General features: G+C 44.4%; 41 protein-coding genes and 1 pseudogene. 21 read left to right on the top strand and 21 right to left on the bottom strand.

What is annotated here, in order from left to right; translation table 11 throughout:
- The first annotated feature begins 4 nt into the window (after positions 1-4).
- Genes ACFBZI_RS00210 through ACFBZI_RS00200 form a run of 3 tightly spaced genes read left to right on the top strand, consistent with a single transcriptional unit; the run spans position 5 to position 1,210 of the window.
- The gene (locus ACFBZI_RS00210; protein WP_375714470.1) at positions 5-370 is read left to right on the top strand and encodes a hypothetical protein; all 366 of its coding nucleotides are present in this window, start codon (positions 5-7) and stop codon (positions 368-370) included.
- Positions 367-699, top strand: coding sequence for a hypothetical protein (locus tag ACFBZI_RS00205; RefSeq protein WP_375714469.1), 333 nt, complete (start codon positions 367-369; stop codon positions 697-699). The genes ACFBZI_RS00210 and ACFBZI_RS00205 overlap by 4 nt, the downstream gene beginning before the upstream one ends.
- Positions 668-1,210: a YcbK family protein gene (locus ACFBZI_RS00200; protein ID WP_375714468.1), complete on the top strand. Its 543-nt coding sequence runs from the start codon at positions 668-670 to the stop codon at positions 1,208-1,210. Before ACFBZI_RS00205 ends, ACFBZI_RS00200 begins: the two co-directional genes overlap by 32 nt.
- Positions 1,211-1,248: 38 nt before the next feature.
- On the opposite strand, the gene ACFBZI_RS00195 is transcribed toward ACFBZI_RS00200, so the two are convergent.
- The 19 genes from ACFBZI_RS00195 to ACFBZI_RS00105 form a co-directional block, all read right to left on the bottom strand.
- Positions 1,249-1,464 (bottom strand): hypothetical protein, encoded by a 216-nt coding sequence (locus ACFBZI_RS00195; protein WP_375714467.1) that lies wholly within the window; start codon positions 1,462-1,464, stop codon positions 1,249-1,251.
- A 495-nt stretch (positions 1,465-1,959) separates the two neighbouring features.
- On the bottom strand, positions 1,960-2,415 hold the full coding sequence (locus tag ACFBZI_RS00190) for an Aca2/YdiL-like domain-containing protein (RefSeq protein WP_375714466.1): 456 nt from the start codon (positions 2,413-2,415) through the stop codon (positions 1,960-1,962).
- Positions 2,408-2,605 carry a hypothetical protein gene (locus ACFBZI_RS00185; protein WP_375714465.1) on the bottom strand — a complete coding sequence of 66 codons (198 nt, stop codon included), beginning with the start codon at positions 2,603-2,605 and terminating at the stop codon, positions 2,408-2,410. The genes ACFBZI_RS00190 and ACFBZI_RS00185 overlap by 8 nt, the downstream gene beginning before the upstream one ends.
- Positions 2,606-2,656: 51 nt before the next feature.
- Positions 2,657-3,037, bottom strand: coding sequence for a hypothetical protein (locus ACFBZI_RS00180; protein WP_375714464.1), 381 nt, complete (start codon positions 3,035-3,037; stop codon positions 2,657-2,659).
- Positions 3,038-3,162: 125 nt separating this feature from the next.
- Complete coding sequence (locus ACFBZI_RS00175; protein WP_375714463.1) at positions 3,163-3,495, bottom strand: hypothetical protein; 333 nt, start codon at positions 3,493-3,495, stop codon at positions 3,163-3,165.
- A gap of 127 nt (positions 3,496-3,622) precedes the next feature.
- Positions 3,623-4,846, bottom strand: coding sequence for a tyrosine-type recombinase/integrase (locus tag ACFBZI_RS00170; RefSeq protein ID WP_375714462.1), 1,224 nt, complete (start codon positions 4,844-4,846; stop codon positions 3,623-3,625).
- A gap of 302 nt (positions 4,847-5,148) precedes the next feature.
- The gene (locus ACFBZI_RS00165) at positions 5,149-5,316 is read right to left on the bottom strand and encodes a helix-turn-helix transcriptional regulator (protein WP_375714461.1); all 168 of its coding nucleotides are present in this window, start codon (positions 5,314-5,316) and stop codon (positions 5,149-5,151) included.
- On the bottom strand, positions 5,313-5,669 hold the full coding sequence (locus ACFBZI_RS00160; RefSeq protein WP_375714460.1) for a septal ring lytic transglycosylase RlpA family protein: 357 nt from the start codon (positions 5,667-5,669) through the stop codon (positions 5,313-5,315). The genes ACFBZI_RS00165 and ACFBZI_RS00160 overlap by 4 nt, the downstream gene beginning before the upstream one ends.
- Before the next feature lie 200 nt (positions 5,670-5,869).
- Positions 5,870-6,328: a phosphoribosyl-ATP pyrophosphohydrolase gene (locus ACFBZI_RS00155; protein ID WP_375714459.1), complete on the bottom strand. Its 459-nt coding sequence runs from the start codon at positions 6,326-6,328 to the stop codon at positions 5,870-5,872.
- Between the two features lie 16 nt (positions 6,329-6,344).
- Positions 6,345-6,770: a hypothetical protein gene (locus ACFBZI_RS00150; protein WP_375714458.1), complete on the bottom strand. Its 426-nt coding sequence runs from the start codon at positions 6,768-6,770 to the stop codon at positions 6,345-6,347.
- Between the two features lie 112 nt (positions 6,771-6,882).
- Positions 6,883-7,116, bottom strand: a complete 234-nt coding sequence (locus ACFBZI_RS00145) for a hypothetical protein (RefSeq protein ID WP_375714457.1) — start codon at positions 7,114-7,116, stop codon at positions 6,883-6,885.
- The gene (locus ACFBZI_RS00140; RefSeq protein WP_375714456.1) at positions 7,113-7,658 is read right to left on the bottom strand and encodes a hypothetical protein; all 546 of its coding nucleotides are present in this window, start codon (positions 7,656-7,658) and stop codon (positions 7,113-7,115) included. The genes ACFBZI_RS00145 and ACFBZI_RS00140 overlap by 4 nt, the downstream gene beginning before the upstream one ends.
- On the bottom strand, positions 7,655-8,065 hold the full coding sequence (locus ACFBZI_RS00135; RefSeq protein ID WP_375714455.1) for a hypothetical protein: 411 nt from the start codon (positions 8,063-8,065) through the stop codon (positions 7,655-7,657). The genes ACFBZI_RS00140 and ACFBZI_RS00135 overlap by 4 nt, the downstream gene beginning before the upstream one ends.
- Before the next feature lie 167 nt (positions 8,066-8,232).
- The gene (locus ACFBZI_RS00130; RefSeq protein WP_375714454.1) at positions 8,233-8,826 is read right to left on the bottom strand and encodes a single-stranded DNA-binding protein; all 594 of its coding nucleotides are present in this window, start codon (positions 8,824-8,826) and stop codon (positions 8,233-8,235) included.
- Positions 8,823-9,083: a hypothetical protein gene (locus ACFBZI_RS00125; RefSeq protein WP_375714453.1), complete on the bottom strand. Its 261-nt coding sequence runs from the start codon at positions 9,081-9,083 to the stop codon at positions 8,823-8,825. The genes ACFBZI_RS00130 and ACFBZI_RS00125 overlap by 4 nt, the downstream gene beginning before the upstream one ends.
- On the bottom strand, positions 9,080-9,595 hold the full coding sequence (locus ACFBZI_RS00120; RefSeq protein ID WP_375714452.1) for a hypothetical protein: 516 nt from the start codon (positions 9,593-9,595) through the stop codon (positions 9,080-9,082). Before ACFBZI_RS00120 ends, ACFBZI_RS00125 begins: the two co-directional genes overlap by 4 nt.
- A complete protein-coding gene (locus ACFBZI_RS00115) occupies positions 9,592-9,981 on the bottom strand; it encodes a hypothetical protein (protein WP_375714451.1) in 390 nt (129 codons plus the stop codon). Before ACFBZI_RS00115 ends, ACFBZI_RS00120 begins: the two co-directional genes overlap by 4 nt.
- Positions 9,962-10,231 carry a hypothetical protein gene (locus ACFBZI_RS00110; RefSeq protein WP_375714450.1) on the bottom strand — a complete coding sequence of 90 codons (270 nt, stop codon included), beginning with the start codon at positions 10,229-10,231 and terminating at the stop codon, positions 9,962-9,964. Before ACFBZI_RS00110 ends, ACFBZI_RS00115 begins: the two co-directional genes overlap by 20 nt.
- Entirely contained in the window at positions 10,221-10,367 is a 147-nt protein-coding gene (locus tag ACFBZI_RS00105; protein WP_375714449.1) for a hypothetical protein, read from the bottom strand. The genes ACFBZI_RS00110 and ACFBZI_RS00105 overlap by 11 nt, the downstream gene beginning before the upstream one ends.
- 174 nt (positions 10,368-10,541) lie before the next feature.
- Here ACFBZI_RS00105 and ACFBZI_RS00100 point away from each other — a divergent pair, with 174 nt between their 5' ends.
- Complete coding sequence (locus ACFBZI_RS00100; RefSeq protein WP_375714448.1) at positions 10,542-10,802, top strand: hypothetical protein; 261 nt, start codon at positions 10,542-10,544, stop codon at positions 10,800-10,802.
- Here ACFBZI_RS00100 and ACFBZI_RS00095 read toward each other — a convergent pair.
- Together ACFBZI_RS00095 and ACFBZI_RS00090 are read right to left on the bottom strand one after the other, a co-directional pair.
- Positions 10,799-11,026: a hypothetical protein gene (locus ACFBZI_RS00095; RefSeq protein WP_375714447.1), complete on the bottom strand. Its 228-nt coding sequence runs from the start codon at positions 11,024-11,026 to the stop codon at positions 10,799-10,801. The genes ACFBZI_RS00100 and ACFBZI_RS00095 overlap by 4 nt on opposite strands.
- Positions 11,027-11,044: 18 nt before the next feature.
- Positions 11,045-11,779 (bottom strand): XRE family transcriptional regulator, encoded by a 735-nt coding sequence (locus tag ACFBZI_RS00090; protein WP_375714446.1) that lies wholly within the window; start codon positions 11,777-11,779, stop codon positions 11,045-11,047.
- Positions 11,780-11,927: 148 nt separating this feature from the next.
- Between ACFBZI_RS00090 and ACFBZI_RS00085 the strand changes: the two genes are divergently transcribed.
- The 17 genes and pseudogenes from ACFBZI_RS00085 to ACFBZI_RS00005 form a co-directional block, all read left to right on the top strand.
- Positions 11,928-12,149, top strand: a complete 222-nt coding sequence (locus tag ACFBZI_RS00085) for a transcriptional regulator (protein WP_375714445.1) — start codon at positions 11,928-11,930, stop codon at positions 12,147-12,149.
- Between the two features lie 56 nt (positions 12,150-12,205).
- Entirely contained in the window at positions 12,206-13,159 is a 954-nt protein-coding gene (locus ACFBZI_RS00080; protein WP_375714444.1) for a primase-helicase zinc-binding domain-containing protein, read from the top strand.
- An 18-nt stretch (positions 13,160-13,177) separates the two neighbouring features.
- On the top strand, positions 13,178-14,887 hold the full coding sequence (locus ACFBZI_RS00075) for a DUF5906 domain-containing protein (RefSeq protein WP_375714443.1): 1,710 nt from the start codon (positions 13,178-13,180) through the stop codon (positions 14,885-14,887).
- Between the two features lie 326 nt (positions 14,888-15,213).
- On the top strand, positions 15,214-15,642 hold the full coding sequence (locus ACFBZI_RS00070) for a hypothetical protein (RefSeq protein WP_375714442.1): 429 nt from the start codon (positions 15,214-15,216) through the stop codon (positions 15,640-15,642).
- 112 nt (positions 15,643-15,754) lie between these two features.
- Complete coding sequence (locus ACFBZI_RS00065) at positions 15,755-16,060, top strand: HNH endonuclease (RefSeq protein ID WP_375714441.1); 306 nt, start codon at positions 15,755-15,757, stop codon at positions 16,058-16,060.
- 120 nt (positions 16,061-16,180) lie between these two features.
- A complete protein-coding gene (locus tag ACFBZI_RS00060; protein WP_375714440.1) occupies positions 16,181-16,660 on the top strand; it encodes a terminase small subunit in 480 nt (159 codons plus the stop codon).
- Positions 16,660-16,839 carry a hypothetical protein gene (locus tag ACFBZI_RS00055; RefSeq protein WP_375714439.1) on the top strand — a complete coding sequence of 60 codons (180 nt, stop codon included), beginning with the start codon at positions 16,660-16,662 and terminating at the stop codon, positions 16,837-16,839. The genes ACFBZI_RS00060 and ACFBZI_RS00055 overlap by 1 nt, the downstream gene beginning before the upstream one ends.
- The gene (locus ACFBZI_RS00050) at positions 16,836-17,195 is read left to right on the top strand and encodes a DUF6378 domain-containing protein (RefSeq protein WP_375714438.1); all 360 of its coding nucleotides are present in this window, start codon (positions 16,836-16,838) and stop codon (positions 17,193-17,195) included. The genes ACFBZI_RS00055 and ACFBZI_RS00050 overlap by 4 nt, the downstream gene beginning before the upstream one ends.
- A complete protein-coding gene (locus ACFBZI_RS00045; protein WP_375714437.1) occupies positions 17,192-18,883 on the top strand; it encodes a terminase large subunit in 1,692 nt (563 codons plus the stop codon). The genes ACFBZI_RS00050 and ACFBZI_RS00045 overlap by 4 nt, the downstream gene beginning before the upstream one ends.
- Before the next feature lie 53 nt (positions 18,884-18,936).
- Complete coding sequence (locus ACFBZI_RS00040) at positions 18,937-19,539, top strand: HK97 family phage prohead protease (protein WP_375714436.1); 603 nt, start codon at positions 18,937-18,939, stop codon at positions 19,537-19,539.
- A complete protein-coding gene (locus ACFBZI_RS00035) occupies positions 19,536-20,870 on the top strand; it encodes a phage major capsid protein (protein WP_375714435.1) in 1,335 nt (444 codons plus the stop codon). The genes ACFBZI_RS00040 and ACFBZI_RS00035 overlap by 4 nt, the downstream gene beginning before the upstream one ends.
- 53 nt (positions 20,871-20,923) lie before the next feature.
- The gene (locus tag ACFBZI_RS00030) at positions 20,924-21,100 is read left to right on the top strand and encodes a hypothetical protein (RefSeq protein ID WP_375714434.1); all 177 of its coding nucleotides are present in this window, start codon (positions 20,924-20,926) and stop codon (positions 21,098-21,100) included.
- A gap of 11 nt (positions 21,101-21,111) precedes the next feature.
- Positions 21,112-22,377 carry a phage portal protein gene (locus ACFBZI_RS00025; RefSeq protein ID WP_375714433.1) on the top strand — a complete coding sequence of 422 codons (1,266 nt, stop codon included), beginning with the start codon at positions 21,112-21,114 and terminating at the stop codon, positions 22,375-22,377.
- On the top strand, positions 22,358-22,645 hold the full coding sequence (locus tag ACFBZI_RS00020; protein WP_375714432.1) for a head-tail connector protein: 288 nt from the start codon (positions 22,358-22,360) through the stop codon (positions 22,643-22,645). The genes ACFBZI_RS00025 and ACFBZI_RS00020 overlap by 20 nt, the downstream gene beginning before the upstream one ends.
- Before the next feature lie 9 nt (positions 22,646-22,654).
- Positions 22,655-22,984: a phage head closure protein gene (locus tag ACFBZI_RS00015; RefSeq protein WP_375714431.1), complete on the top strand. Its 330-nt coding sequence runs from the start codon at positions 22,655-22,657 to the stop codon at positions 22,982-22,984.
- Positions 22,981-23,529, top strand: coding sequence for an HK97-gp10 family putative phage morphogenesis protein (locus ACFBZI_RS00010; protein ID WP_375714430.1), 549 nt, complete (start codon positions 22,981-22,983; stop codon positions 23,527-23,529). The genes ACFBZI_RS00015 and ACFBZI_RS00010 overlap by 4 nt, the downstream gene beginning before the upstream one ends.
- 63 nt (positions 23,530-23,592) lie before the next feature.
- A pseudogene (locus tag ACFBZI_RS00005) lies at positions 23,593-23,915 on the top strand (hypothetical protein); the annotation flags it as partial.

Here is a 23,915-nt window from a genome sequence, read left to right as displayed (position 1 = left end):
TACTGTGATAATCGAAGGGCTGCAAGCCCCTTTTTTAACTTCGTGGCTGGGCTTTTGGCTGTTTAGCATGATGGGCGGTCTTGCCAGTGGCTTTGTCAAGATTGATGATATTGATAACCGCCTGCGACACCCATTTATCGCCAAGCCCTTAATTGGCACGATTAGCGGCATGGCGATTGCGGTATATCTCAACCAAAACGCCGAGCCACCGCCGCCAACCTTGCTATTTTGGGCGTTTATTGCGTCGCTGCTTAGTACGCCGATTGTAACAGGTCTGTTGGTGTTTATCTCTGACCAACGCCGCCAAGACCAGATTTACAGCAAAGCCAAGGACAAATTTCTACCGTGGTCAAAGGAGGATAAGCAATGATAATGTATGTCAATGTGGCATGTTGCGTAGCGGGTCTTAGCGTCGGTTTATATACATTCATCAAGCACGCCAATGACCATGTTACCGATACTTGGCTAGTGTCGGTGGGTAATTTGGCGTGGGCGATGATGGGCTATTCAATCCTTGACCAGTTTTTTGAGCATTTAGACCCATTCGAGATTACTTTTACACGAGTAGAGACCTTTGCACGCATTTTATTTTTAATTTACTGGTGCGGCGTGCTGCTACAAGTCCAAAAGCACTGCTTACGATACAAACTTAAAAAGAGAAAGAAACATGAACATCAAAAATATTCAAAATCAAATTAATGTAACCGCCGATGGCATTTGGGGCGAGCAGTCCAAGCAGGCGTTGCGTGCCGCCCTAAACGCTGGCAAAGTGATTAAAATCACCGACAATATCAGCTTAAATGAGCTGATTATCAGCCCAACCGCCAAACGCTACGGCATTGATAATATCCCCAATCAAGCGGTGCTACAAAACCTGATTGATAGCAGTGTCAATCTGTGGCAACCTGCACGAGAAATTCTAGGGCAAGCGATGCACATTACCAGTGGCTACCGCTCGCCACAGCTAAATAGCAAAGTGGGCGGAGCGGCAAACTCTGCCCATAAATTCGGCTATGCCATTGATTTTCATTGTCCCAAATTCGGCAACACTCGCCAAATCGTGCAATTTTTAGCCAAAGAATTGCCAAAAAAAGGCATCAAATTTGACCAAGCCATTATTGAGTATCCCAAAAGCCCCAATTCTTGGGTGCATCTGGGCTATAAGCACCCCAGCGGCAAACAGCGTGGGCAGGTGTTTGTGATTGGGTAGAAAATGCCCCCACCAATTCAACAGCGGGGGCGTTTTTATTAATATTGCACTTCAACCGTTGGCTTTTTGCCCTTGTAGCTACGCATGATGGCGTTTTTGGCGAAGTCGTAGTAGATTTTGTTGTTATTTGCGTTTAGGTTGTATTCACGGTCAGTCACTTGGTTAAACTGCTCAACGGTCATATAAATGCGTTTGATGTCGCCTTTTTCCCAGATTTTGCAGCCCATTTCAAGTAGTGTATTTGCGATAGTCATTTTAAATCTCCTGTACGCCTTTGGCGTTTTCAAGTTCATCAAGTGCGTTATTGCTCTTGATGGGGTTATTATATAAGGGAACTTATATAAAGTCAAGCATTATTTTCAAATTTTTGCAAAAAAAATCAATTTTTTTTCTACAAAAAGTACAAAAAAACTTGCATTATCATCAACAATATGTTGTAATGATAGCACAGGTTGAGTTACAGGCGTACAGCCTGCTTAGAAAGTGATATTTTTAGGGTTTCAACCTGTGTTATCAGACGCACAGTCTGCTTAGAAATTGGTATTTTTTACTTTAATTTTTAAGTATGTTTTTCGACCGCACAGGTCGCTTAGAAAATATTATTTTTAATTTTCAATCGTAAGGTTGTCCTTAAAAGTAATAACTTTTAATATTATCGGTCGCACAGATCGCTTAATTAACGCTTTTGAAATTCGAACTTTTTCGATGACAAAAGTAAAAAAACCCCACTGTAACAAGTGGGGTTTTTGTTATTCACAATCATCAATATGTTCATCGTTGAACAAAATCCAGATTTTACAATCTTGGGGAATTTCGGCATTTTCATCAATCTTAATTTTGCCAATGGTGTACAAATGAGCCACCGCAGACTGATACGCCCGAAAAGTGGCGATATGAGTAACGCCAGTGGCGGCGGTAAAAAAGTCAAAATGAGCAAAATAAGGGAAAAATGCTCGCTTGGCGGGGGCAACTTCATCACTGCGATGAGCTTTGTTGTATTCATCGGCATATTCTTCAATGAATTTTATGCATGATGACAACAAACCGCCCAAATCTATCATCTGCATATGCACATCGGCAGGGATTGGCATTTTGCCCGCTTCCCAATATTGAATTGTGCGTGGGCGTATCTCAAGCACTTCTGATAATTCATTAACAGACAAGCCAACCGCTAAACGGCTGGCTTTTAATTCAGTTTTATTCATGATTTGTCTCCGTGATTTGGTAGTGTTGCCTAAGCAGCTTGCGGCATAATTCGCTAAAACTGCCGTCATCTGCATCAATCTTAGCCAGTAATTCGGCATCTTTTTCAATGTGAAAATCAATTCTTTTTTGGCGTCTCTTCTGCTGATATTTTTTAATCGCTCTTAGCGTGTATTCTGGGGTTTTTGTCATGATTTGTCTCGCTAAAAAAGCCAGTTTAACGACTTGGCTGGGTCGATGAGATTAAACAGTTTCGGCAAATTGGCAAATGTGCTGTACCACGCTTTCAACCAGTTTTGTTACTTCAAAATATAAGTCGGTGGGGTGGTTGGGTTTTGCCCAGATTGCATCTTCGCTAAATTCGCTAAAAACGGCGTCTTTAACTTCGCTATAAAATGTGTTGCCGTCCAAGTCTAAGCCCCAGCCTGTGCTTTGGTCATACTGGATTTGACCGTATAAATTGCTGTCGTTGATAGATACCATCACATTGACACCAACCCAGCCTTGGCGGTACTCTTCATCGCCCATCTCAAAGCCATATTCTGCGTTATAATCAATCACTTCGTCCAATTCGATAGCGATATTGAAAGTTTTGCCAGCGGCGGTTAGGTTTAAAGTTTTCATATTGTCTCCTATACGCTAAAAAGCGGTTTTAGTGTTCATCAAGTGCGTTATTGCTCTTGATGGGGTTATTATATAAGGGAATTTATATAAAGTCAAGCATTTTTTGCAAAAATTTTCAATTTTTTTTAGTATTGGATTTCCAAGCTTGGGCGGTTCTTTTTGTAAACCATATAAATCGCTTTGGCTTTGAAATCGTAAAAATAAGTGGTGTAGCGTGAATTTAAGATGCTTTTGCTGTTGGTCGCTTGATTAAATTGGGCAACAGTCATATAGATGCGTTTTTTGCCGTAGTTTTCCCAAATTTTTAAACCTAGAGCAAGTAGCGTATCAACAATATTTTTGCTGTCTGCCAAGATGGCTTTGATGGCAAGACCAAAAGTGATGCGATAATCATCGCCTGCTTTGATGATGGCTTTGGTTAGTGCGTGGGCTTTTTTAAAAAGTTCTGATTTAGTCATTTGAAATCTCCATACGCTCAAAAGCGGTTTTGGTTGCTGTTCTTTATGTTTTGTATTATATAACTTCCGTTATATAAAATCAAGCGAAAAATGAAAAAAAATTGGGTTTTTTTTTGCAAAAAAAAAATCAAAATCGCAAACTGTCTAGGTAGTCTGCCCATGCTTGTAGCATTTTTGTCCGCTCTGGCAAGTATAACGCATGATTATAGATGCCGCTGACTGTATTATCGACATGTGCCATTTGTAGATTGATATGCTGCGTGTCATAGCCCATGCCGTGCAAGTAAGTGGAGCCAGTCGATCGCAAATCATGCCCAGAAATATTATCAAAACCCATGTAGCTGATGGCTCCGTTTACCGTCATTTTGCCAATTGGCTGGCTTGGGTTTTTGTTCGATGGAAAAACAAACTCGCCAAGTCCGCTGATTTTGTGCATTTTTTCTAACAGTTGCATCATCTGATTAGACAGCGGCACAATATGCGGACGGTCGGTTTTCATGTTGCGTTCGCCTTGCTTGCGTCTTGAGATTTCTGCCAGCGGAATATTCCACAGCCTGCGTTCAAAGTCGATATGTTCCCAACGCATAAAGCGTGCTTCTTTGGCTCTACACATGGTATATAACATAGTCTGTATTACGCCAATTGTGGACGGCATGCCGCCGTATTCTTGAAGTCTGCCTAAAAATTGCTTAAGCTCATCAAGTGTCAAATCTCTGGCATGATTGATGGGCGGACGCTCAACTTCACCCTTGGCGGCAATCGTTGGGTCGTGTAAGCCACGCACTGACCGCATCGCATGACGAAAAATCAGACTGACAAGCTGGCGGCACATTTCGGCGGTAACTTCGCCAGTGCCACGCTTGCCACGGTTATTTGTCACATTTTTTAAGGCGGCGTGCATCATTTCGATAATATCAACAGTATCAATCTCTTTAATAGCTTTATCGCCGATTTGGGGCAAAATGTGCCGTCTTAGATGACCCTTGATTTGCTGGATATAGCCAGCGGATCGCTTTTGTTCCAAGCGGCTAATGAAGTTATCGGCGTGGTATTTGAACAAATCTTGGCGTTCGGCTTGCTGTGTCTTGCGGTCTTGTCGCTGTTTGGTGATAGGGTTGATGCCTTGCTTGAGTAAATTTCGCATCTGCAAATGTTTGGCTCGTGCGTCTGACAAGCTCAAAAGTGGATATTCACCAAGCAACATCATGGTCGCTTTTTTGTCAAATGAAAAGCGGTAGTACCAGTATTTTTTGCCGTTGGGGCGGACTTCGATGCACAAGCCCTGTTGGTCGGTTTTGCGATAGACTTTGTTGGTGGGTTTAAGATTTTTGATTTGGGTATCTGTGAGCATAAGATTTTGAGTGTAGCAAAAATGTACTCAATATTATACTCATTTTTTGTTGCGTTACAATGATTAAAGATGAGACAAAATGAATAAACTTTTTCACGCTAAGTATTGCACGGCTTGAATTTGACTATTACTCATCTTTACTCATGTTTAATCATTGTTTGTTAAGTGTTTTTTATCTATCATTAAAATCATTCTAAACATATCCCTTTGATTTCATTGGATTTTTGGTTAGTTGAGTGTAAACTGTACTCAACATTGCACTCAAAAACAAAAAGCACGCCCAAATTGAGCGTGCTTGTTCGTTAGTTTTGTTCAATGAATTGTTTAACATTATTTTCTAACCAATATGGATATGGGTCATGCCCATCAGCTTTAGGTATTTTACCAGCTTTCCGCCATCTGTCAAATGTTGAGCGATGTTTTCCTAACAAATGACAAAATTCAATAATTCTAATGCGTCTTTGTATCATCTCACCACCTTTATCGTAACCCCAACTTTACCCTGCCCAAGCGGTGCAATTTTGGCAAATGCCGCTTTGGACAAATCTACACTTACGCCATATTTGCCAAATCCGCCACGGTCATTGACACGGCAGATGACCGATTTGCCATTGGCGGTGTTGGTTACTTTGAGCCGTGTGCCAAACTTGTGTGAATTGCTCGCACAAGTTAAGGCGTTTTGGTTAAATCGCTCACCGCTTGCCGTCTTGCAACCATGGAATTTATCGGCGTAGTAGGTAGCGGTGTTGGCTCGTGCTTCACCGATAATAACCGCCAAAGCAAACAAAACCACGGCTATATATAATATAGTACTGTCTTTCATTGCAAATTTTCCAATTCATCAAGGATATAATTTAACGCATCTAAAAAGCCGTGTTCATAACTGCCGTGAGCGACTTTTTGCAGGTTGCCAGCGTGCGACTTATACTCTGTAATAAGTGTCGCCCATTCATTCGATATTTGTTTAGCGTGGCTTTGGTTATCTGACCTTTTTTGATTGTATTAACCCACTGGTCATAATAATCAACAAACTTCATCACCCATCACCCCAACCAATTTCTGCAACTTCGGCGGTTCATAATCCGCCCCTTTCTTAATCTTGCCGTTGTTGTCAAACACTGGCTTACCGTTTTCAAACTTTGACCAGTTCGAGCGATTGACTTCAGCCAGTGCGGACTCAATATCAAAGCCCATCATATGAGCCACGCCAACCGCTGTTACGATTTGGTCGCACAGAGCATCAAGTAGCTCAACTTCATTTACATTGTTAAAAAATTCTTTAACAGCATCGCCAGAAGTTTCTGTATCAATGCTTTTGAACTCTTCGGCAATATCCATCAATTCAGCTATACCATCGTCAGGCTGTAGAGCTTGGGTCATCTCATAGACTTCTTCAAAATGACAACCCATCTGCACCAGCCGATCGGCATCGGTGGGATTGGGTTTTGCGGTTTCAAACCAGCGTTTAATCTGTTTAATCATAAATTACTCCTTAAAATTAAGTTCTCACTCGTGCATAGCTGTGGTAAGTATCGCAAATCACGCCTTTATGCTCCGCCCCCACTTGCTTGCAATAGTGATGGATAATATCGCCCAAATCAGCAAGCGTGCAATTGACTTCTAAGTCAGATATATCAAGCGGTTTTCTATCTTTGGCGGTGTCTGCTGGCAGATAGATATACATTGAGATTAAAAATCGTCGCTCTTGATTGATGGGGATTTTTGCCATATCGATATTGCCAACATATTTACATCTGCTAAACAGTTCGGCTGCGGTGTAGCCGTTGAGATTAAACTGCCAGTAGCCACAAAATTCCGTGCCGTTTTGCTTTTGCAATTTGCGTTCATACTGCATTTGACCAATTTTGGCTTGGGCGATGCGTTTATTTTTCTTAATGATGGCTCGTTTGCGTTTTGGGTTCATACTCGATTACCTTCGCTGTCGATGGTTTGCCATTCAAGTATCCAATTGTTTTTTAAAAATTCTAACAATTCGGCTTGATTGACAATATAGTAATAATAAAATCGTGTGCTTATCATGGGATTTTTCCGCCATAAAACAGCTCAGCAACTAACTCACAATGTATTCTAAAGGCGTGTTCTTGTGCTGCTAGCTGGCTTTCAAAGTCTTGCAAAATAGGGCGTTTGCCGTCTTCAATGAAAAATAAGCGGTGTTTGTTGTATTCAGGACGCACCACAAATTTGGCATTCACGCTGCTTGCCACAAAAACCCTGCCATCTGTCGATGACCAAATCAACTCTTTAATCATAAGTTTTCCGCCATTTGTTTGTATTTTTCGGCAATTCTATCCAGCTCGCTTTGTGGGTATCGCTTGGTTGCATCGCTGGCATTTTTAAGCTCAATTAATCTGTCGATACGCTCTTTGCCAAGTTTATTCTCAAGCCACCGCCCAGCTTCTGGAATGTCTTTTTGAAACCAAAACACATGACAGTTGTAGCACAAGGCAAGGGCATTATCAGCATCAAATCTGATATTGTAATAACGACGGCTAAAATGATGACTGCACTGTAAGCCTTGTGAGTTCGGCTCATATCGCTTACCGCAACGCTCACAGCAGTAGTTGGCACGCTTGCGGATATAATTGCTAAACGCTGCATCGGCATTTGAGCGTGTAAAGCCTTGGCTTGCATCTTTATCTTCTTTGCTGTGCTTTTTGATATGGCTGACGGTATCGCTTAATAAGTCATACAGTGCTGTTTGCTTGTATTTTTTGGCATCACGCCGCCAAGTATTGATTTCATTGATGAGTTTGGCGGTGGGACTGATTGGGTTTAGGGTAATGACGGTCATGATTTCACCTTTGGCTGTGGGTAGTAAAGCATACCAAAACGCACGGCACGCAATTTATCAAGTATCGCAGGGACATAATCAGCGTGGACTTCAGACATCACGGCGATTTGTCCGATATTTAAGCCGGTGCGGTTGCTCTCTAGTACCGCTTTGACTTTTTTCTCAGTGGGTGTTAATCGGATTTCAACTTTTTTGGGTGGCTCTGCTGGTTCGTTTTGTGGCTCGGCTTGCCAGTCATCGACGATTAAGCCCAATTTTTTGCAGTGCTTTTCAATCGTTCTAAAACTTTTTTTATCGCCAAAAAATAAATTAAAAATCTCGGTGCAGTCTTGCACGCTTTTAAATCTTTTGAAATGACTGACCAGCCAGCTTTGCCGCTTGGTATTCATAAATGTGGATTCGGTCATGTTTTCACCTGCTAAATTGATATTAAAAAAGCTCGTATCGTGAGCCAGCCGATGATTGCCCAGTCAAATGGTCTAATCTGTCAATCATTGCTGATGTTATAGCCCCCACATGTTGGGCAATGACCGCCACCGTCAGCTGGGCGTGTCATTTTTTCGCTTATGAAAACTTAAAACGGAATATCGCTATCATTAACTTGTCCAACAGGGCGTTGCATTGCTGTCTGTGGCGATGGTTGCGGATAGCCTTGTTGCCCTTGATACTGTGGCTGGGCAAATTGTGGCTGCTGCTGGGCGAATTGTTGATTAAACTGATTATTCACCTGCCCAGTCGCTCCGAACTGTGGCGGTTGTTGATACGCCGATTGTGCCATTTGTTGCACCGCTTGCGGTGTCTGCTGTGGTGCTTGGCGTGGCGTGTTACCATCATCTTTACTACTGCTTAGCATGTTTAGCGTCGTGGCTCTAATATCTGTGCTATAACGCTCGATGCCGTCGTTTTTATCTGTCCACTTGCGTGTTACGATTTTACCTTCGACATAGATTTGTGAGCCTTTTCGCAGATAATCACGCACAATCTCCGCCAAGCGTCCGCTAAATACGACACGATGCCATTCAGTGCTTTCTCGCTTTTCGCCCGTTTGTTTATCTGTCCAACGCTCATTAGTTGCGATTGACACATTAGCAATGATGCCGTCGGCAAACTGCTTAATATCAGGGTCAGCACCCAAAAAACCTACCAAAATTGCTTTATTTACGCTCATTGTTTAATCTCCAGGTAGTTACAATCAACACATTCATTACACTTAATCTCTTCTATCAATCTGCCAAGCTCATCGATTTGCTCTACTATCATATCTAACTGCCTGTCAATGCCAGCCAATCTCAATGCTTCGCCAATCGGTATTATTGGATTTGCTTTCGCCATTGCGGCAATGAGATATATAAATTGGGTTTTGATTTTGTTCTGTGCAATCAGCGTTGAAATCAGCTTTTGCACTGGCGGACTGTTATTACTCACAACAAATCTCCTTTTAACAATTCATTGACAAATTTCACCGCCTTACCGCTGGCGGTCAATACCCCATAATCACCCAAATCACCAATATTGCCGTCGCCTGTGTTTACCGTGCGGATAAAGCTGGCATTGACATCTGAGCGTTTTAGCCGTCGATAGCCGTCAAGTAGGGCGATTTGGCTGGTCTTATACGCTTTATCATTCACCGCTCGATTTAAGAAGTTTAGCTGATCGGTATCGACAATAATCGCCAAATCAATATTGCTAAATCGTGGCTTGGGGCGTTTGCCACGCTCAATCATCGCTGCACGGTCAAGATGACTGTCATTACAGACAATCCGCAGCTGATACATCGGTGCGTTTTCGCTGATAATATCAAGCTGCTTATCGGCGTCTTTATCCGCCAAATCGACACATGCTGAAGCAATGCCGTGGCTGTTGAAATGACTGGCTATTCGCCGTGCCACCGTGCGACACTCGACTTTTACCGCTCCTGCGATAAGTATCGTTCTCATGCCTTGCCCCCAGTGTATATGTGCATCAGATACTGGCGAGCGGTTACAGCTTCTAGCTCATCGATGGTTCGCATCGGCATGATTGCCGCCCAATCCATATCGTATTCGGCTCGTATCATGCCGCAAGCATTACGGCACATCGCCATAGCAAACACTGTACCAGTGGGTTCGTCTCTGACGATTTTTTGGACGATGCCATACCATACCTGTTCGCCTTCGTCGATATATTTAACGACATCAAGCGGCATCAGCTCACCGCCACAGATAACAGTTTCGTCATCGCTAAATCTATCCAGCGAACTCATACGCCACAAAAGCTGATCAATCAGCACTTTGGCATGATTATTCACTGCTGACTGGCTTGGTTTATTTGCTAAATCGGTCATAATATTCATTCTCACAATGTTGAATGGCTCTACAAATCAAGTTCACTTCTGTGGGCGTCATACGCACGCTACCGATGCGGATTTGGCGGCGGATAACTCGCAAATTACCCAGTGCAAACACTAACGCCAACTCGCCTCCATGTTCTTCATACCGCTTTAGGCTATGCACCGCACCATTTAAGCAGTGCCTGCTCATCGCATTGTATGGCTTGAGTTTGCTCATATGATGAATATACTGTTTAATGTTCATCAACCACCTGCACGCTGCTGTACTGATGGGCGATGCGTAGCATATCCTGCTCGCTGTCGTCTATCCAAGCATTGATAAGTAACACGAACAACAGCGACACAATCAAAGAAAAAATGATATTTTGAACAAGTTGCATGGTTTACCCCTTTGCATTTTCGTTTTGATGTATGTATAATACTACTATAAGTAGTATAACGCAAGTATTAATACTATCAAAAGTAGAAAAAGTTGCTAAACTATTGATTTTTAACTATTTAAAGTAGTATTTTTAGGTAATCAAAAACGCCCTTGGGGCGTTATTGGGTGTATTATGAATGTTGTAATTAATGTTTTCTTTTTTGTTGCGTACTCTTTATTCGTCTATGTGATGGGTTTTTTGCTGGCTAGAATTTGGTACAAACCCAAAAAAACAGATATTGTTACCATTGATGAATGTGTACAAAGAGCTGTGGATAAGCAATTTCTCAAAGGGGCAAGGGGTGATAAGATTGATGTCGCTGATTTGTCACACTATACAGCGATTGTGGGTAGAGACAGTGTAATTATTGTTAATCCCTTTAAACAGCTCTAATTAATAAAAAATGTAACAATAGCAATAATCGCCGCCAGCACAGTAAAAATATCTGCTGTGCTGGTCAATACATGTTTATTTTTCTCTAGACAGTATTTTACATGGCTAATAAACATCGCTAATCTCGATGGGTCATAATCTTGCCCTGTCAGATAGCCGCTATCGCTATTGATTTTATCACCACGGATAAAGGTTTTGATAAATTCTGCTTTAATTTTTGTCAAAAATTTAAACATCTATCATTACCACCGCTTCAACACTGACCAATTCCACACCCAGCCGATAATTTCAATCGTATTTAGCTCTTCGCCTGTTACGATTTCATCTTCATATTTTGGGTTGTGGCTGCGTAACACTAAGTCGCCATTGGGGCGTTTTAGCAGATATTTCACTCTCAAAAGTTCGCCGTGGTTAAATGCGTAAATTTGACCTTCTCTAATTTCTTTTTTTGACTGATCCACCGCTATCATTGAGCCGCTAGGGATTAGCTCTTCCATGCTGTCGCCTTTGAGCGTCAGGCAAATCACGCTATCAGGGTTTGCACCGCTGGCATAAGCGGCGGTAATGCCGTATTTAATCCGTCGCCGCCCATCATCTGGAGCTGGCAGCCTACCATCACCACCAAGCAGCTCAACATCTTTATAATAGGGGACTTCGAACTCATCATCATCAAGCGGTGTATGACCTTCCCAAAACTCAACCGCTCTTACTTCGACTTCGCTAATGGGTTGCCCATCTCGTGGACGATAAGTGATTCTCTTCTTACCTTCACCATAACTTAGCCACGCTGTTGATACGCCCAAAACTTCCGCCAGCTGCTGCATTTTGTCTTCTCTGGGCTTGGCAAGCCCATTGGCATAACGGCGTATCATTTCGTAGTTGATTTTTGTTTTGTCACTGATAGCGACCCAATCCAATTTTTTGGCATCAATCGCTTGTGTAAAACGCTTGGCAAATTCTTGATGAGAAGTAGTCATGTTACCCCCAAAAACTATCTATGTGATAGATATTATCATTAACAGCTACTAATAGTAGTAGCAAATATTATATTACACCATTTTTAGGCTTGCGTCATTACTATTTTTAGTAGTATAATACAACCCAAAGTAGCGAAATGGAGACAATATGACAGCACTTAATAGAGCAATCGACCTAGCGGGCAGCGTGTCCGCACTGGCTCGACAAATCGGCGTAACGCCGTGGGCAGTCGCCAAGTGGAACCCTGCCAAAATTCCAACCGATAGATGTCTGGCAATTGAAAAAGCCACAGGCGGACAAGTTACCGCCGAAGAGCTGCGACCAGATATTAACTGGCAATATGTCCGCCAACAATCCAACACGCAATAAAAAATCTCGTTGGGTGCGACCAACGAGATTTCAGCTAACTGTAGCGAGTTAATTATATGACAATTTCAGCTAAAAAACAACCCAAACGCCCGTATTTGGACTTCGAAAGAATCAAAATGCAGGCAAATGGCAACTTTACTGATGTAATATTCCCAGCCGTGGGCATTTCCTTAATGTCCACTCACCCCATGAAACACCAGCCCTGTCCGCTGTGTGGCGGTAAAGACCGCTTCAGATGCGATGACAAAAACGGCACTGGCTCATGGATTTGTAACCAATGCGGAGCAGGCGACGGCTTTAGTCTTGTCGAGCGATACACAGGCACATCAAACTATGAGCTGATGTCGCTGATTGCCGGCATTCTTAATATCGACGCCACCGCCCAAATCAGCGAAAGCGACAAGCAAAAATGGCGAGATGCCCAAATTCAGCGTGAGAGCAAGCAAGCAGCGATTGACGAGCAAAAACGCCAACACGCTGCCGCCACCGCTAATCAGCTTTGGCAATCTGCCACGCCAAGCGATGGCACGCACCCATATCTCATCAATAAACAAGTGCGTGGCGAGTATTTACGGTGCAAAGACAATATACTGCTTGTACCGCTGTATTTCACCGACCCCCAGACCCTACAAACCAAGCTGGTCAATGTGCAAAAGATTGACGAACACGGCAAGAAGTTATTTTTGGCAGGCGGACAACAAAAAGACTGCTTTTTTGCCATCGGTCAAGCGTCAGAAGTGGTGTTTATCGGCGAAGGCGTGGCAACTTGTGCCGCTGTCTATGAGAGTTTTGGCGGTCAATACATGGCGGTCTGTGCGTTTAATGCTAATAATTTGATGGGCGTGGGTCAGACAATCCGTCGCATTCTACCGACTGCTAAGCTGATTTTTATTGCTGATAATGACGCATTGACGGCTTATAACACGCCAAATCACGGCAATGTTGGCATCGATAAAGCCACCGCAGCCGCTGCCGCCGTCGATGGCTTGGTAGTTTTCCCAAATTTATAATAAGTAAGGATATTACAAATGCAAAATGTTGATTTTAATGATTTACTCGTACAAAACGGTGCGGCTGCGGTGCGTGAACAAATCACCCCAGCTATTACCGCCGCTTTATCTACACCGACCAAGCCAGCCAATATGCTACTGCCTGCGGACAATCTTAAGCTACAAGATGCCCTAAAACGCTATCACAGAATCATGGTGGGTCAAAATCTTAGCAATAAATTCTATGACGAGCAGACCGACCAAATCATCGGCAAAAAAGACTTTGCCAACGCTATCGGCGGTAAAATATGCAACGAATGGTTAAAAAGCAGCTATCAAGTCATCAATCAAGAGCAAATCGCACGCAAAATGACTGACGGACACGGCGAGAGCTTACAAGACTTGCTAGAGCGTTATTATTACATCGAAAACACAAAAGAAGTGTGGGACAATGCCAAAAAAATCCGCTTCAATATCGAAGGCATGCGATATGGCTATCCACGACTATTCAAGCATTGGAACGAAGACCCCGAACGCCTAAAAATCAACCCAGCCAACATCTGGTTTGACCCCACAGACAATCACCGCCCACAAGTAGCAGGCGAACTATACACCAACAGTTTTAAAGGTTTGCCATTGAGTGCATTAGACATCAGTCATGAGCAGGCTAAAGCAGAATCCAAGCCGTTTTTGGATTTGTTATTGCACCTATGCAACGGCAATCAAGAACACGCCAACTGGGTGCTAAATTGGCTTGCGATACCGCTACAAAAACTGGGTTCAAAAATGAATACTGGTTTGATTTTTCACGGCAAAACACAAGGAGCCGGCAAATCGTTGTTTTTTGTCAGCTTAATGCGAAAAATCTATGGCGAATACTGCAAAACACTGGGACAATCCCAGCTTGATAATCAGTATAACGACTGGGCAGACGGCACACTTTATGTAACTTTTGAAGAGATTTTTGCTGGCAATGACCGCTATCAAAATGTGCAAATGGTCAAGCATCTAATCACTGGCGAAGAAATCTACATCAACCGCAAGTTTATCAGTGGTTATACGCAAGCCAACTTCGCCAATTGCGTGTTCTTATCTAACGACATGATGCCGTTGGCGATTGAGCCAGACGATCGCCGAATGTTTGTTATTTCGCCAAAAAGCAAATGCCCACGCCACATCAGCCAAGCGGTATCAGATGCCTTGGCAGACCCAACACTGACCAAAGTGCGTGCGTTTTTGCAGTATTTACTCACCAAAGATTTGGGCGAGCAAAACGCCAAAGACGATGCGTTAATGACCGAATACAAAGAGCTATTGATTGAGATTTCATCGGCTAATTGGGAGCGTTTTGTTAAAGAGTGGATACATGGCTATTTGCCAGTGCCGTTTGAAACTTGTCCGTCTGATGAGCTATTTAAGTTGTATGAGCAGTGGTGTATTGCTGGCAACGAGCGAGCCACGAGTAAGAACAAATTTTCAGGCTACTTACAGCAATACCCCAATATCACCAAGAAAAGAACCAACTACAAACTCAGAAATAAAAACGAGAGAAAACAAGCAACATTTTTTGTCGTGGGTGAAGAACCGACAAACAAAACGCTTGAAGTTTACTACTCTGAGTGCTACTATAAGTTTTTTGATGCGTATGTTAAGCACAGAGCATCACTACATTTAGAACCATCTATCAGCCAGATAGTCAATCACCCCAGCCAAAATAACCCACCAGCAATGAGCAATATGCCGTTTTGATGCACTCTAATCAGTCATGATGCAGGGTTGATGTAGTCATGATGTAGGCACTAAAACAGACCCCAAAGCCAATGATAGCAAGGCTTTGGGGTTTTTTGATGCACATAATTTACAGCCCAGCACTTACTATAGAAAATTTTTTATTCTATTCATTAATTTTTTTTCTATTACAAATCTTATATTTATACCTGCATCATTACATCAAGGTATATTGTAAGCTAGATATAGTAAGGGTTTGAGCTTGATGTAGGCATGATGTAGGCTAAAGCAAATTTGACCATTTGCCTACATCAGATTTATAATACTGTTTTATTAATGGAATGCCTATGCACTATCAATTCGTCCGCTCACTGGCTGAAAGTTTTGAGCATATCAGCCGCTTTGAATCCGCTTGTTATCATTACTTGTATAACGCCGACTGCACCGCACGCCGTGATTATTTCCATATTCTCTACCATCATTATTACGATAAGTGCTTGATTGACCACCCACGCATTAACCGCCAGCACCTGGACAAGCTGGTTAATGCCGCCTTGTTAGAGCTTACTTATCCAGTGGCTAGTGATGGTTACGCATGGTCAACCAATGACCGCTGTCTATGCACTGGTATCAGTCGCCGCTCGTGGTATCGCCACAGCTATCATACGCTTATCAAGTCCATCATTGACGAAGTCCGCACAGTGAGCGACACCGTCGATATGCTGATTGGTTCACAGTTAGCCGACTACTACAAAGCAAATTCAAATTGTGCTTGACAGTTGGCACAGTTTTGACTATATTATTCTCATAATAGTAGTATTGTAACTTTATCCTTGATACATCGCCTTGAGTGTTCACACTCAGGGCTTTTTTTTATACTCTCACATCATGAAATTAACGACGCTAAAACCACGCCTAAAACCCACCCAAACCCACACCCCAAAGAAATCTTGGGGCAATGGTCGTGGTGGTCGTCCATGGCGTGCTTTGCGTGCTAAGGTTTTGCTGCGTGATGCTTACACTTGCCAGCATTGTCAGCGAGCTGGCGGACGCCTAGAAGTCGATCACATTATCAACATCGCCCAAGGCGGCAGCGACGACATGAGCAATCTTCAGACGCTTTGCCACGATTGCCATGCCATCAAGACCCAAGCCGAGTCGATGGCGGGGGGAGTTCATCGATTTTTCACCTGAACCGCTGGACACCGCCCCCAAAATCGTTTACAAAAAAAATTCTGATTTGAAAAAAAAATGTCCAAAATGTCTAAGATGATAATTGTTACAGCGTTTACATAACTTAACAAAAGAAACGATATGAGCCTAACACCAAATCAAGAGAAGTTTGCTCAACTGGTGGCGGCTGGCGTCGATGAGCTGGACGCCATCAAGCAAGTGGGCTACAAAGCCAGCAGTGCATCTAAGCAAGCCTACCGCATGGCAAAGCATGCAGGGGTACAAAACCGCATCGCTGAACTCAAAGCCTACAGACTCATGCAAGATCACACCTATCAGAGCAAGCAACAACAAAATGACCCATTACGCCCAGACCAAACCGATGCAGTTGTCAGTAAGCACAGGGCGTTATTATTTCTCAATGAAGTGTATTCAAACCCACGCTACAAGATGAGCGAACGACTAAAAGCCGCCATCGCTGCCTTGCCGTATGAAGAAGCCAAAATCGCAGCCGTGGGCAAAAAAGAAACCGCTGAATCTGCGGCAGTATCGGCAACCACTGGCGGTAAGTATTCATCATTGCAGCACCAAGCCGATTTTTTTAGTGATGTGGTGAGCTGATGAAATACATGAACGACAAGGGGCAGACGGCTGAAGTCATCAGCCAGCACGCCAACGCCGACAACAAAATACGCATACAGATTGACGGCGAAGACGGGCAAACCGTGGTGGACTATGACGCATTTATCGCTGAATATCGCCACATTTACCAAGATAACCAAAATGGAGCATTCAAATGATTAGTGCTGATGAGATTTGCCAGACTGCAATTGAAACGATGAAAGAGCGTGGCAAGGCTTATGACGATAAACAGACTCGTGAACGCTCGATGGCGTCAGTTGTGGCGGCGTTTAATGCTGCAACAGGGCATCAGCTCACCGAAGAACAAGGCTGGCACTTCATGACTATCTTAAAAATCGTCAGAAGCCAGCAGGGCGATTATAAAGCTGATAACTATGTCGATGGCACGGCTTACTTTGCTCTAGCTGGTGAGTGTGCCGACCGCCACGCACCACCAAAACGCAAGATTGTGGGCTATCAAGAAGGCTTTTTGGGCTATGATGTGCCGATTTATGAAGACGAAACAGAGCAATGATTGAACCGACTTGGACAACCGCACTCACCGACTGGGAAGATAAAATCAAAAATGGCGAATCGATGATACCGTGTAAGCCATTGTTTGATATACCAGCCCAAATCGCCCTGCGAATTTTTAAAGAATTACGCTTGGTTGATGTGCTGGGCAGTCCAAAAATCGGCGAAGTCAGCAAAAACTGGGTCTATGAGTTCGTCGCTGCTATCTTTGGGGCGTATGACCCAGCGACAAAAGAACGATTGATTAAAGAATTTTTTTTGCTTATCTCGAAAAAAAACAGCAAATCAACGCTGGCAGCGGGCATCATGCTCACCGCTTTAATTCTCAATGACCGCCACTCATGCGAGATGGCGATTATCGCCCCAACAAAAGAAGTTGCCAATAACTCATTTAATCCGCTCAAAGACATGATACGAGCAGACAGCGAACTCAAAGCAATGTTCAATATCTCAGAGCATACTAAGACCATCACCCACCTAGGCACAAAGGCGACGCTAAAAGTGATTGCCGCCGAAAATGACACGGTGGCAGGTCTAAAAGCCACTTATGTGCTGGTTGATGAGCTGTGGGTATTTGGCAAGCGGCAGGGGGCGGATTCGATGCTGCGAGAAGCCAAAGGCGGTCTAGCATCACGCCCAGAAGGCTTTGTTATTTATCTAACCACGATGAGTAACGAGATGCCCGCAGGCGTCATGAAAGAAAAGCTGGACTATGCCCGAAGCGTGCGAGATGGCGAAGTTATCGACAATGAATTTTTGCCAGTTTTGTACGAATTTCCCAAAAACATGCTCGAAGATGGCACGCACCATGAGCCAAAAAACTGGCACATTACCAACCCAAATTTGGGTGCATCGGTCAGCGAAAAATACTTAATTTCGGAGTATAACAAGGCTAAAGTCGCCCCCGAAAAGGCAGTTTTGCAAGACTTTATGGCAAAACACCTAAATGTCGAAATCGGTATTTCGCTACGAGCGAACCGATGGGCAGCGGCGGAGTTTTGGGAGAGTGCAGCAAAGACATTCACGCTTGATGAACTGATTGAACAATCAGAAGTCATCACCATGGGCGGTGATGGCGGCGGTCTAGATGACTTGCTTGGCTGCTGCGTACTGGGGCGAAAAGCCGATGCCCACAGCTCACACGATGCCAAGCCGTGGCTGGTGTGGAATCGTGCGTGGTGCCACCCTGTAGCACTTGAGCGGCGAAAGCAGGACGAGCCAAAATACCGAGATTTTGCTGCCGATGGCGACTTGATTATCGTCGATAAAGTCGGTGATGATACGGCGGAATTTGCCGATATTGCAAGAAAGCTACTTGATAGCGGTAAACTTGACCGCATCGGACTTGACCCCTTAGGCATTGGCGGTATCATCGATGACTTATTACACGCAGGCATACCACAGGATAAGATTGTTGGCGTCAGCCAAGGCTTTAAAATATCTGGGCATCAAAAAACTTGCGAACGCAAAATCGCCAGTGGTGATTTGTTCCATGCAAGCCAACCAATCATGACTTGGTGCGTGGGCAATGCTCGAGTGCTGGTCAAAGGCTCTGGCACAATGCTATCAAAAGCCGAGAGCGGCACAGGTAAGATTGACCCTGTGATTGCGATGCTAAACGCCGTGGCACTGATGAGCGAAAACCCAGAACCGCCACGAGATGCCGACGATGTGGGGGTTTATTTTTAGTATTAACTACCCAAACCCTGCTAAGTTGCAGGGTTTTATTTTGGATTATCAAAATGACCAAAGCATATTCAACCCTAACCATCAAATCAGTAACCGACACCGACGATGAACGCATCATCACTGGCATTGCCAGCACGCCAAATACTGATAGAGATGATGATATTTTGGAGCCTGATGGCGTCAAGTTCTCACTACCGATTCCGCTATTGTGGCAACACAATCACAATCAGCCGATTGGCGAAGTTACCGCCGCCAAAATCACCGACAAAGGCATCGAAATCACCGCCAAAATCGCCAAAATCGACGAAAATGGCAAGCTAAAAGAGCGTATCGATGAAGCATGGCAAGCGGTCAAATCTGGACTGGTCAAGTGCTTATCAGTCGGCTTTAAAGTCAAAGAGTTTAACTATCTAGAAAACTCATGGGGGCTACACATCAAAGAGTGGGAATGGTACGAGTTATCTGTCGTTACCGTGCCTGCCAATCCTGATGCCATCATCACCAGCGTTAAGCAGATTAAAGATGCCTTTGCCCCAATCGCACCCAAAGCGGAGCAAGCCGAACCACCAAAAACCGAACCAACCAAACCCCAAACCGCCAACCCTGCCACAGGCAGCGTGGCACTTATCAACACTCACGGAGTAATACTTGTATGAACTATCAAGAACAACTGGCAAAAATCAACGCCACCATCGCCCAAAAGCACAATGATATGGGCAATCTGATGACCAAAGCAGCGAGCGAAAACCGCACGCCCAATGATGATGAAGAAGTGCAAATCAAAGCACTAGAAGACGACATCGCCAAACTTGAGAAAAATGCCAATCGCTTAGTTAATCTCATCAAAGCAGGCGAAATGGCAGAAAAATCCGCCACCGTCATCGCAGGCGACACCCCACAAGCAGCGGAACAGTCAGCGACTGGCACAGTAAGCCAACCTACCCTAAAAGTCGAGCCAAATATGGAAAAAGGCGTGGGCTTTGCCTTGTTGGTCAAAGCGTCCGCCATCGCCACCAAGTCAAAAGGCGGTACAACCACCAGAGAAGTGCTAGAGTCTTGGGGCGTACCTGATACTGTCGTCAAAGCTGCCGCCCAAAAAGCGGTTATCGGCACGACAACAGACACCAATTTTGCTGCTGCATTGACCGATTATAACAATTTGACTGGCGAATTTATCGAATTAGTCCGCAAAAAGACGGTGATTGACAAATTGGCGGCTGGCATGCGTCATGTGCCGTTCAATGTCAAAATCCCTATGCAAACGGCAGCAGGCTCTGTGGGCTGGGTCGGTGAAGGTAAGATGAAACCTGTTGGCAATCCACAGTTTGATAATATCACACTGGGTCATTCAAAAATCGCTGGCATTGTGCTACTGTCTGATGAGCTTATCCGCTTTAGCAATCCCAAAGCTGATGCCCTAGTGCGTGATGACTTGGTCAACACCACCGTTGAATTTCTGGACCAGCAGTTTTTTGACCCTACAAAGGCAGAAAGCACCGAATCACCAGCATCTATTCTAAACGGCGTGGACGCAGTAACATCAACAGGTACCACGGTCGATAAATACGATGCCGATTTACAAACCCTAATTGCCAAAGTGGTCGATGCAGGCTTTACGCTAGAAGGGGCATATTGGGCGATGAGTGAGACTCGAGCGATGCAATTGTCTGGCTTGCGTGATGCCCTTGGCAATACTTACTTTGAGGGCATGAACTTAACAGGCAACCGCTCACTAAAAGGCTTGCCAGTGGTAACAAGTGGTCAATTAGCGGATAAGATTGTACTGATTATCCCAAGCCAAATCCTGCTTGCCGACGATGGCGGCGTGGACTTCTCTGTATCTACTGAAGCGACAATCAACCTAGGCACAGAAGAGTCACCAAAACTGGTGAACCTGTTCCAAAATAACTTGACCGCCATTCGTGCCGAGCGTTTTATCCGCTGGAAAAAACGCCTAGCCAATGCCGTGGGCTATATCAAGTACTAAGCCGCCAAAAGCCCCCAAATCTGAGCGTTTGGGGGTTTTTCATTGGAGATATTATGAAAATTAAGTATCTAAAACCTGCACCGCTTGGCAACACGGGTGATATTGGCGAAGTGCCAGACCATCATGCTCGTGTGCTAATCAGGCTGGGCATCGCCGAGCCGTACAATGAAGCACCGAAGCGACAGCGGACAAAGCATAAAGAACCGCAAAACGACTTACTCAGCGAATAATGGGAAAATTTATGGGATTTTTTGATTTTTTTCGCAAAAAATCGCTGCAAACAGTCCCATCTGATGGCTGGTATCCGATGGTACACGAGCCGCACGCTGGGGCGTGGCAAAAGGGCGAGACGCTAAATCGCACTGATGTGGTCAATTTTCATGCCGTGTTTGCTTGTGTGAGTCTGATTAGCTCAGACATTGGCAAGCTCAAAATTGAGCTAAAATCACGCAAAGACGGCGTATTATTACCCACCAAATCACGCAGTCAAGCCATCTTAAGCGTGCCAAATCGTCATCAGACATGGCAACAGTTCGCCGAGCAGTGGATTAGTAGTAAGCTGTTGCGTGGTAATACTTATGTGTATAAGCAGCGTGATATTTTCGGTGAGATTTGGCAGCTGCATGTACTAAACCCTGACCGTGTGCGTGTGCTGGTTACTGATAGTGGCGAAGTGTTTTATCATATTAGCCGTGATAAGCTGTTCGGCATTGACGATATGACCGTGCCAGCCAGCGAAATCATTCACGACAGATTTAACTGCTTTTATCACCCGCTTGTTGGATTATCGCCCATCAGTGCCTGTGCTGCCGCTGCTGGCGTCGGTACAGCAATTCAGCAGATGAACACCGCACTATTTAAAAATGGCTCACGCCCAAGCGGTATCCTGTCTGTACCAACAAGCATCAATCAGAGCAAGGCGGACGAAATCAAAGCACGCTGGCAAGCCCAGTACAGCGGTCTCAATCGTGGTGGCATTGCGGTCATTGGCGATGGTACAAAGTATGAAAGTATCAGTATCTCATCAAGCGATGCTCAAGCGATAGAGCAGCTAAAGATGACCACCGATATTGTCTGTTCGGTGTTCCATGTGCCAGCGTTTAAAGTCGGTATGACTGACTTTAAAAGTGGGCAAAAAATCAGCGACTTGAACGAAATCTACTATTCAGACTGCTTGCAGCACTATATCGAAGCAATGGAAAATCTGCTAGATACGCACCTTGAGCTAGAAAAAGGCGTGGAATGCGAAGCGGATTTAAGCCCATTAATCCGCATGGACAGCACCAGCCAAATGGCGTATCTCAAAGAAGGCACACTATCAGGCATCATCAGCCCCAACGAAGCACGAGCAAGCCTAGGACTTGCCCCAGTCGCTGGCGGTGATAGTCCGCTGATGCAGCAGCAAAATTATAGCTTAGAAGCACTGGCACGCCGAGACAGTAGCGATAATCCGTTTGGCAACAGCACAAGCAACAAAGGGGGCGATGATGACACTGGCGACACTTGATGAAGTCAAGCATCACCTGCGATATGACGATGATGCCAATGATACTGTGCTATCCATGTTACTTGTGGCAGCAGAGCAGGCGGTGATGGCGTATGTTACCGACACTATCACCGATGAGATGTTACCTACCCTAAAAGTCGCCACATTGCTGATGGTTGGCTATCTGGATAATAACCGCAACAGCGAAACAGGTAGCGAGCATCGCAACTATCTGCCTGCTGCCGTGCGTCAGCTACTTAGCCCCTACCGCACGCCAACAGTGGGCTAAGGGGGAGTGATGAAAGCAGCAACACTACGCCACCGCATTAAGATTTATAAGCCCACCGCAGGGCGGTCAGCCACTGGAGCGGTCAAGGCGGTAAAATGGGAGCATATTTTGACGATTTGGGGGCAGTTTAGCCCCTTATCAGTCAAAGATGTTATCAGCGGACAGGCGGCAGGTACTAGCGTAACCGCACGGCTCAAAATCCGCCACCGCACCGACATCACGCATCAAATGCGAGTGGAACACACAGGCAAAATGTATGACATCGTCGGTGAACCGCTGGCTGATGATGGTAGCGGACTGGAGTATTTGACGCTGATGCTTAAGGCGGTGAGTGCATGAAGTTTAGCGTAAAAGTTGAAGGCTTAGATGAGCTTGATAAGCAATTAGCCAAGCTCGACAATCAGACCACCGGCAAGGCTCTGTATGCAGCATTAAATTACAGCAGTAATCCGATGCAAAAAGACATGAAAGACAGAGCCCCAAAGGCTGCCGCTGCTTATCGGCGTTATATGTCGCACGCTCAAGGCGAAAAAACATGGGTCAAAACCAAAAACGGCAAACCCAGAGCTGGCAAGTCCAAGCGTGCCACGACTGGCACGGGCAAATATATCATTCAACAGCCCGGGTTGCTCAAGTCAAGCGTCCGCAAAAAACGGCTTAACAAAAACAGCCAAAACGAACATCAGGCGGCTTTGGGGATTTTTATTGCCCAAGGTACTGGCAAAACTTTTGGCTCACCGTATTATTGGTATTTTATCGAGTACGGCACAAAATACATGCCAGCGATACCGTTTGTCCGTCCAGCGTATGAGCAGGGCAAACACTTGGTTGTCGAACGCTTTAAACAAAATCTTGATAAGAACATCAAAAAACACAGCCGCTAACATTGATTTTTGCGTAATTTTCGGTTATTTTATGTTACACAATCACTAAGATTAGGAGTAAACATGAAAAAGTTGATTTTGACGGCATTAACAGCCTGCATTGCAACCACAGCATACGCAAATTGTGGCTATGAACAAATCAATAGTCCTGAATATAAAGTTGATGAAATCACCAGCAAATATATGGGCAGTAGTTTTGTGCTGTCTGAAAAAACTGGTACACTTTCGCATTCCTTTAATAACAAAAAATATGAGGAATTTGCCAATACAAACTTAAAAATCTCAAGAACTGCTATTCCTGTCAAGTACACACAAGAAAGGTACAAATCAAAATCTGAGAATGTCGAGATTGGCGGTAAATCTTACAAAAGAGACCAATCGGTCGC

Source organism: Moraxella marmotae (assembly GCF_042219885.1).
GTDB lineage: Bacteria > Pseudomonadota > Gammaproteobacteria > Pseudomonadales > Moraxellaceae > Moraxella > Moraxella marmotae.
The sequence above is the reverse complement of the archived record's forward strand: the minus strand, read 5'-3'. Positions and strand labels throughout refer to the sequence as shown.

Excerpts from the sequence above, each read along its gene's own strand:
- ACFBZI_RS00025 (WP_375714433.1), top strand. The coding sequence starts at position 21,112 with ATGGGATTTTTTGATTTTTTTCGCAAAAAATCGCTGCAAACAGTCCCA.
- ACFBZI_RS00115 (WP_375714451.1), bottom strand. The coding sequence starts at position 9,981 with ATGACCGATTTAGCAAATAAACCAAGCCAGTCAGCAGTGAATAATCAT.
- ACFBZI_RS00040 (WP_375714436.1), top strand. The coding sequence starts at position 18,937 with ATGACCAAAGCATATTCAACCCTAACCATCAAATCAGTAACCGACACC.
- ACFBZI_RS00010 (WP_375714430.1), top strand. The coding sequence starts at position 22,981 with ATGAAGTTTAGCGTAAAAGTTGAAGGCTTAGATGAGCTTGATAAGCAA.
- ACFBZI_RS00080 (WP_375714444.1), top strand. The coding sequence starts at position 12,206 with ATGACAATTTCAGCTAAAAAACAACCCAAACGCCCGTATTTGGACTTC.
- ACFBZI_RS00065 (WP_375714441.1), top strand. The coding sequence starts at position 15,755 with ATGAAATTAACGACGCTAAAACCACGCCTAAAACCCACCCAAACCCAC.
- ACFBZI_RS00055 (WP_375714439.1), top strand. The coding sequence starts at position 16,660 with ATGAAATACATGAACGACAAGGGGCAGACGGCTGAAGTCATCAGCCAG.
- ACFBZI_RS00150 (WP_375714458.1), bottom strand. The coding sequence starts at position 6,770 with ATGAACCCAAAACGCAAACGAGCCATCATTAAGAAAAATAAACGCATC.
- ACFBZI_RS00160 (WP_375714460.1), bottom strand. The coding sequence starts at position 5,669 with ATGAAAGACAGTACTATATTATATATAGCCGTGGTTTTGTTTGCTTTG.
- ACFBZI_RS00030 (WP_375714434.1), top strand. The coding sequence starts at position 20,924 with ATGAAAATTAAGTATCTAAAACCTGCACCGCTTGGCAACACGGGTGAT.
- ACFBZI_RS00105 (WP_375714449.1), bottom strand. The coding sequence starts at position 10,367 with ATGCAACTTGTTCAAAATATCATTTTTTCTTTGATTGTGTCGCTGTTG.
- ACFBZI_RS00155 (WP_375714459.1), bottom strand. The coding sequence starts at position 6,328 with ATGATTAAACAGATTAAACGCTGGTTTGAAACCGCAAAACCCAATCCC.
- ACFBZI_RS00110 (WP_375714450.1), bottom strand. The coding sequence starts at position 10,231 with ATGAACATTAAACAGTATATTCATCATATGAGCAAACTCAAGCCATAC.
- ACFBZI_RS00190 (WP_375714466.1), bottom strand. The coding sequence starts at position 2,415 with ATGAATAAAACTGAATTAAAAGCCAGCCGTTTAGCGGTTGGCTTGTCT.
- ACFBZI_RS00075 (WP_375714443.1), top strand. The coding sequence starts at position 13,178 with ATGCAAAATGTTGATTTTAATGATTTACTCGTACAAAACGGTGCGGCT.
- ACFBZI_RS00085 (WP_375714445.1), top strand. The coding sequence starts at position 11,928 with ATGACAGCACTTAATAGAGCAATCGACCTAGCGGGCAGCGTGTCCGCA.
- ACFBZI_RS00045 (WP_375714437.1), top strand. The coding sequence starts at position 17,192 with ATGATTGAACCGACTTGGACAACCGCACTCACCGACTGGGAAGATAAA.
- ACFBZI_RS00175 (WP_375714463.1), bottom strand. The coding sequence starts at position 3,495 with ATGACTAAATCAGAACTTTTTAAAAAAGCCCACGCACTAACCAAAGCC.
- ACFBZI_RS00195 (WP_375714467.1), bottom strand. The coding sequence starts at position 1,464 with ATGACTATCGCAAATACACTACTTGAAATGGGCTGCAAAATCTGGGAA.
- ACFBZI_RS00070 (WP_375714442.1), top strand. The coding sequence starts at position 15,214 with ATGCACTATCAATTCGTCCGCTCACTGGCTGAAAGTTTTGAGCATATC.
- ACFBZI_RS00050 (WP_375714438.1), top strand. The coding sequence starts at position 16,836 with ATGATTAGTGCTGATGAGATTTGCCAGACTGCAATTGAAACGATGAAA.
- ACFBZI_RS00180 (WP_375714464.1), bottom strand. The coding sequence starts at position 3,037 with ATGAAAACTTTAAACCTAACCGCCGCTGGCAAAACTTTCAATATCGCT.
- ACFBZI_RS00170 (WP_375714462.1), bottom strand. The coding sequence starts at position 4,846 with ATGCTCACAGATACCCAAATCAAAAATCTTAAACCCACCAACAAAGTC.
- ACFBZI_RS00135 (WP_375714455.1), bottom strand. The coding sequence starts at position 8,065 with ATGACCGAATCCACATTTATGAATACCAAGCGGCAAAGCTGGCTGGTC.
- ACFBZI_RS00100 (WP_375714448.1), top strand. The coding sequence starts at position 10,542 with ATGAATGTTGTAATTAATGTTTTCTTTTTTGTTGCGTACTCTTTATTC.
- ACFBZI_RS00035 (WP_375714435.1), top strand. The coding sequence starts at position 19,536 with ATGAACTATCAAGAACAACTGGCAAAAATCAACGCCACCATCGCCCAA.
- ACFBZI_RS00140 (WP_375714456.1), bottom strand. The coding sequence starts at position 7,658 with ATGACCGTCATTACCCTAAACCCAATCAGTCCCACCGCCAAACTCATC.
- ACFBZI_RS00165 (WP_375714461.1), bottom strand. The coding sequence starts at position 5,316 with ATGATACAAAGACGCATTAGAATTATTGAATTTTGTCATTTGTTAGGA.
- ACFBZI_RS00145 (WP_375714457.1), bottom strand. The coding sequence starts at position 7,116 with ATGATTAAAGAGTTGATTTGGTCATCGACAGATGGCAGGGTTTTTGTG.
- ACFBZI_RS00060 (WP_375714440.1), top strand. The coding sequence starts at position 16,181 with ATGAGCCTAACACCAAATCAAGAGAAGTTTGCTCAACTGGTGGCGGCT.
- ACFBZI_RS00120 (WP_375714452.1), bottom strand. The coding sequence starts at position 9,595 with ATGAGAACGATACTTATCGCAGGAGCGGTAAAAGTCGAGTGTCGCACG.
- ACFBZI_RS00200 (WP_375714468.1), top strand. The coding sequence starts at position 668 with ATGAACATCAAAAATATTCAAAATCAAATTAATGTAACCGCCGATGGC.
- ACFBZI_RS00020 (WP_375714432.1), top strand. The coding sequence starts at position 22,358 with ATGACACTGGCGACACTTGATGAAGTCAAGCATCACCTGCGATATGAC.
- ACFBZI_RS00205 (WP_375714469.1), top strand. The coding sequence starts at position 367 with ATGATAATGTATGTCAATGTGGCATGTTGCGTAGCGGGTCTTAGCGTC.
- ACFBZI_RS00090 (WP_375714446.1), bottom strand. The coding sequence starts at position 11,779 with ATGACTACTTCTCATCAAGAATTTGCCAAGCGTTTTACACAAGCGATT.
- ACFBZI_RS00130 (WP_375714454.1), bottom strand. The coding sequence starts at position 8,826 with ATGAGCGTAAATAAAGCAATTTTGGTAGGTTTTTTGGGTGCTGACCCT.
- ACFBZI_RS00185 (WP_375714465.1), bottom strand. The coding sequence starts at position 2,605 with ATGACAAAAACCCCAGAATACACGCTAAGAGCGATTAAAAAATATCAG.
- ACFBZI_RS00015 (WP_375714431.1), top strand. The coding sequence starts at position 22,655 with ATGAAAGCAGCAACACTACGCCACCGCATTAAGATTTATAAGCCCACC.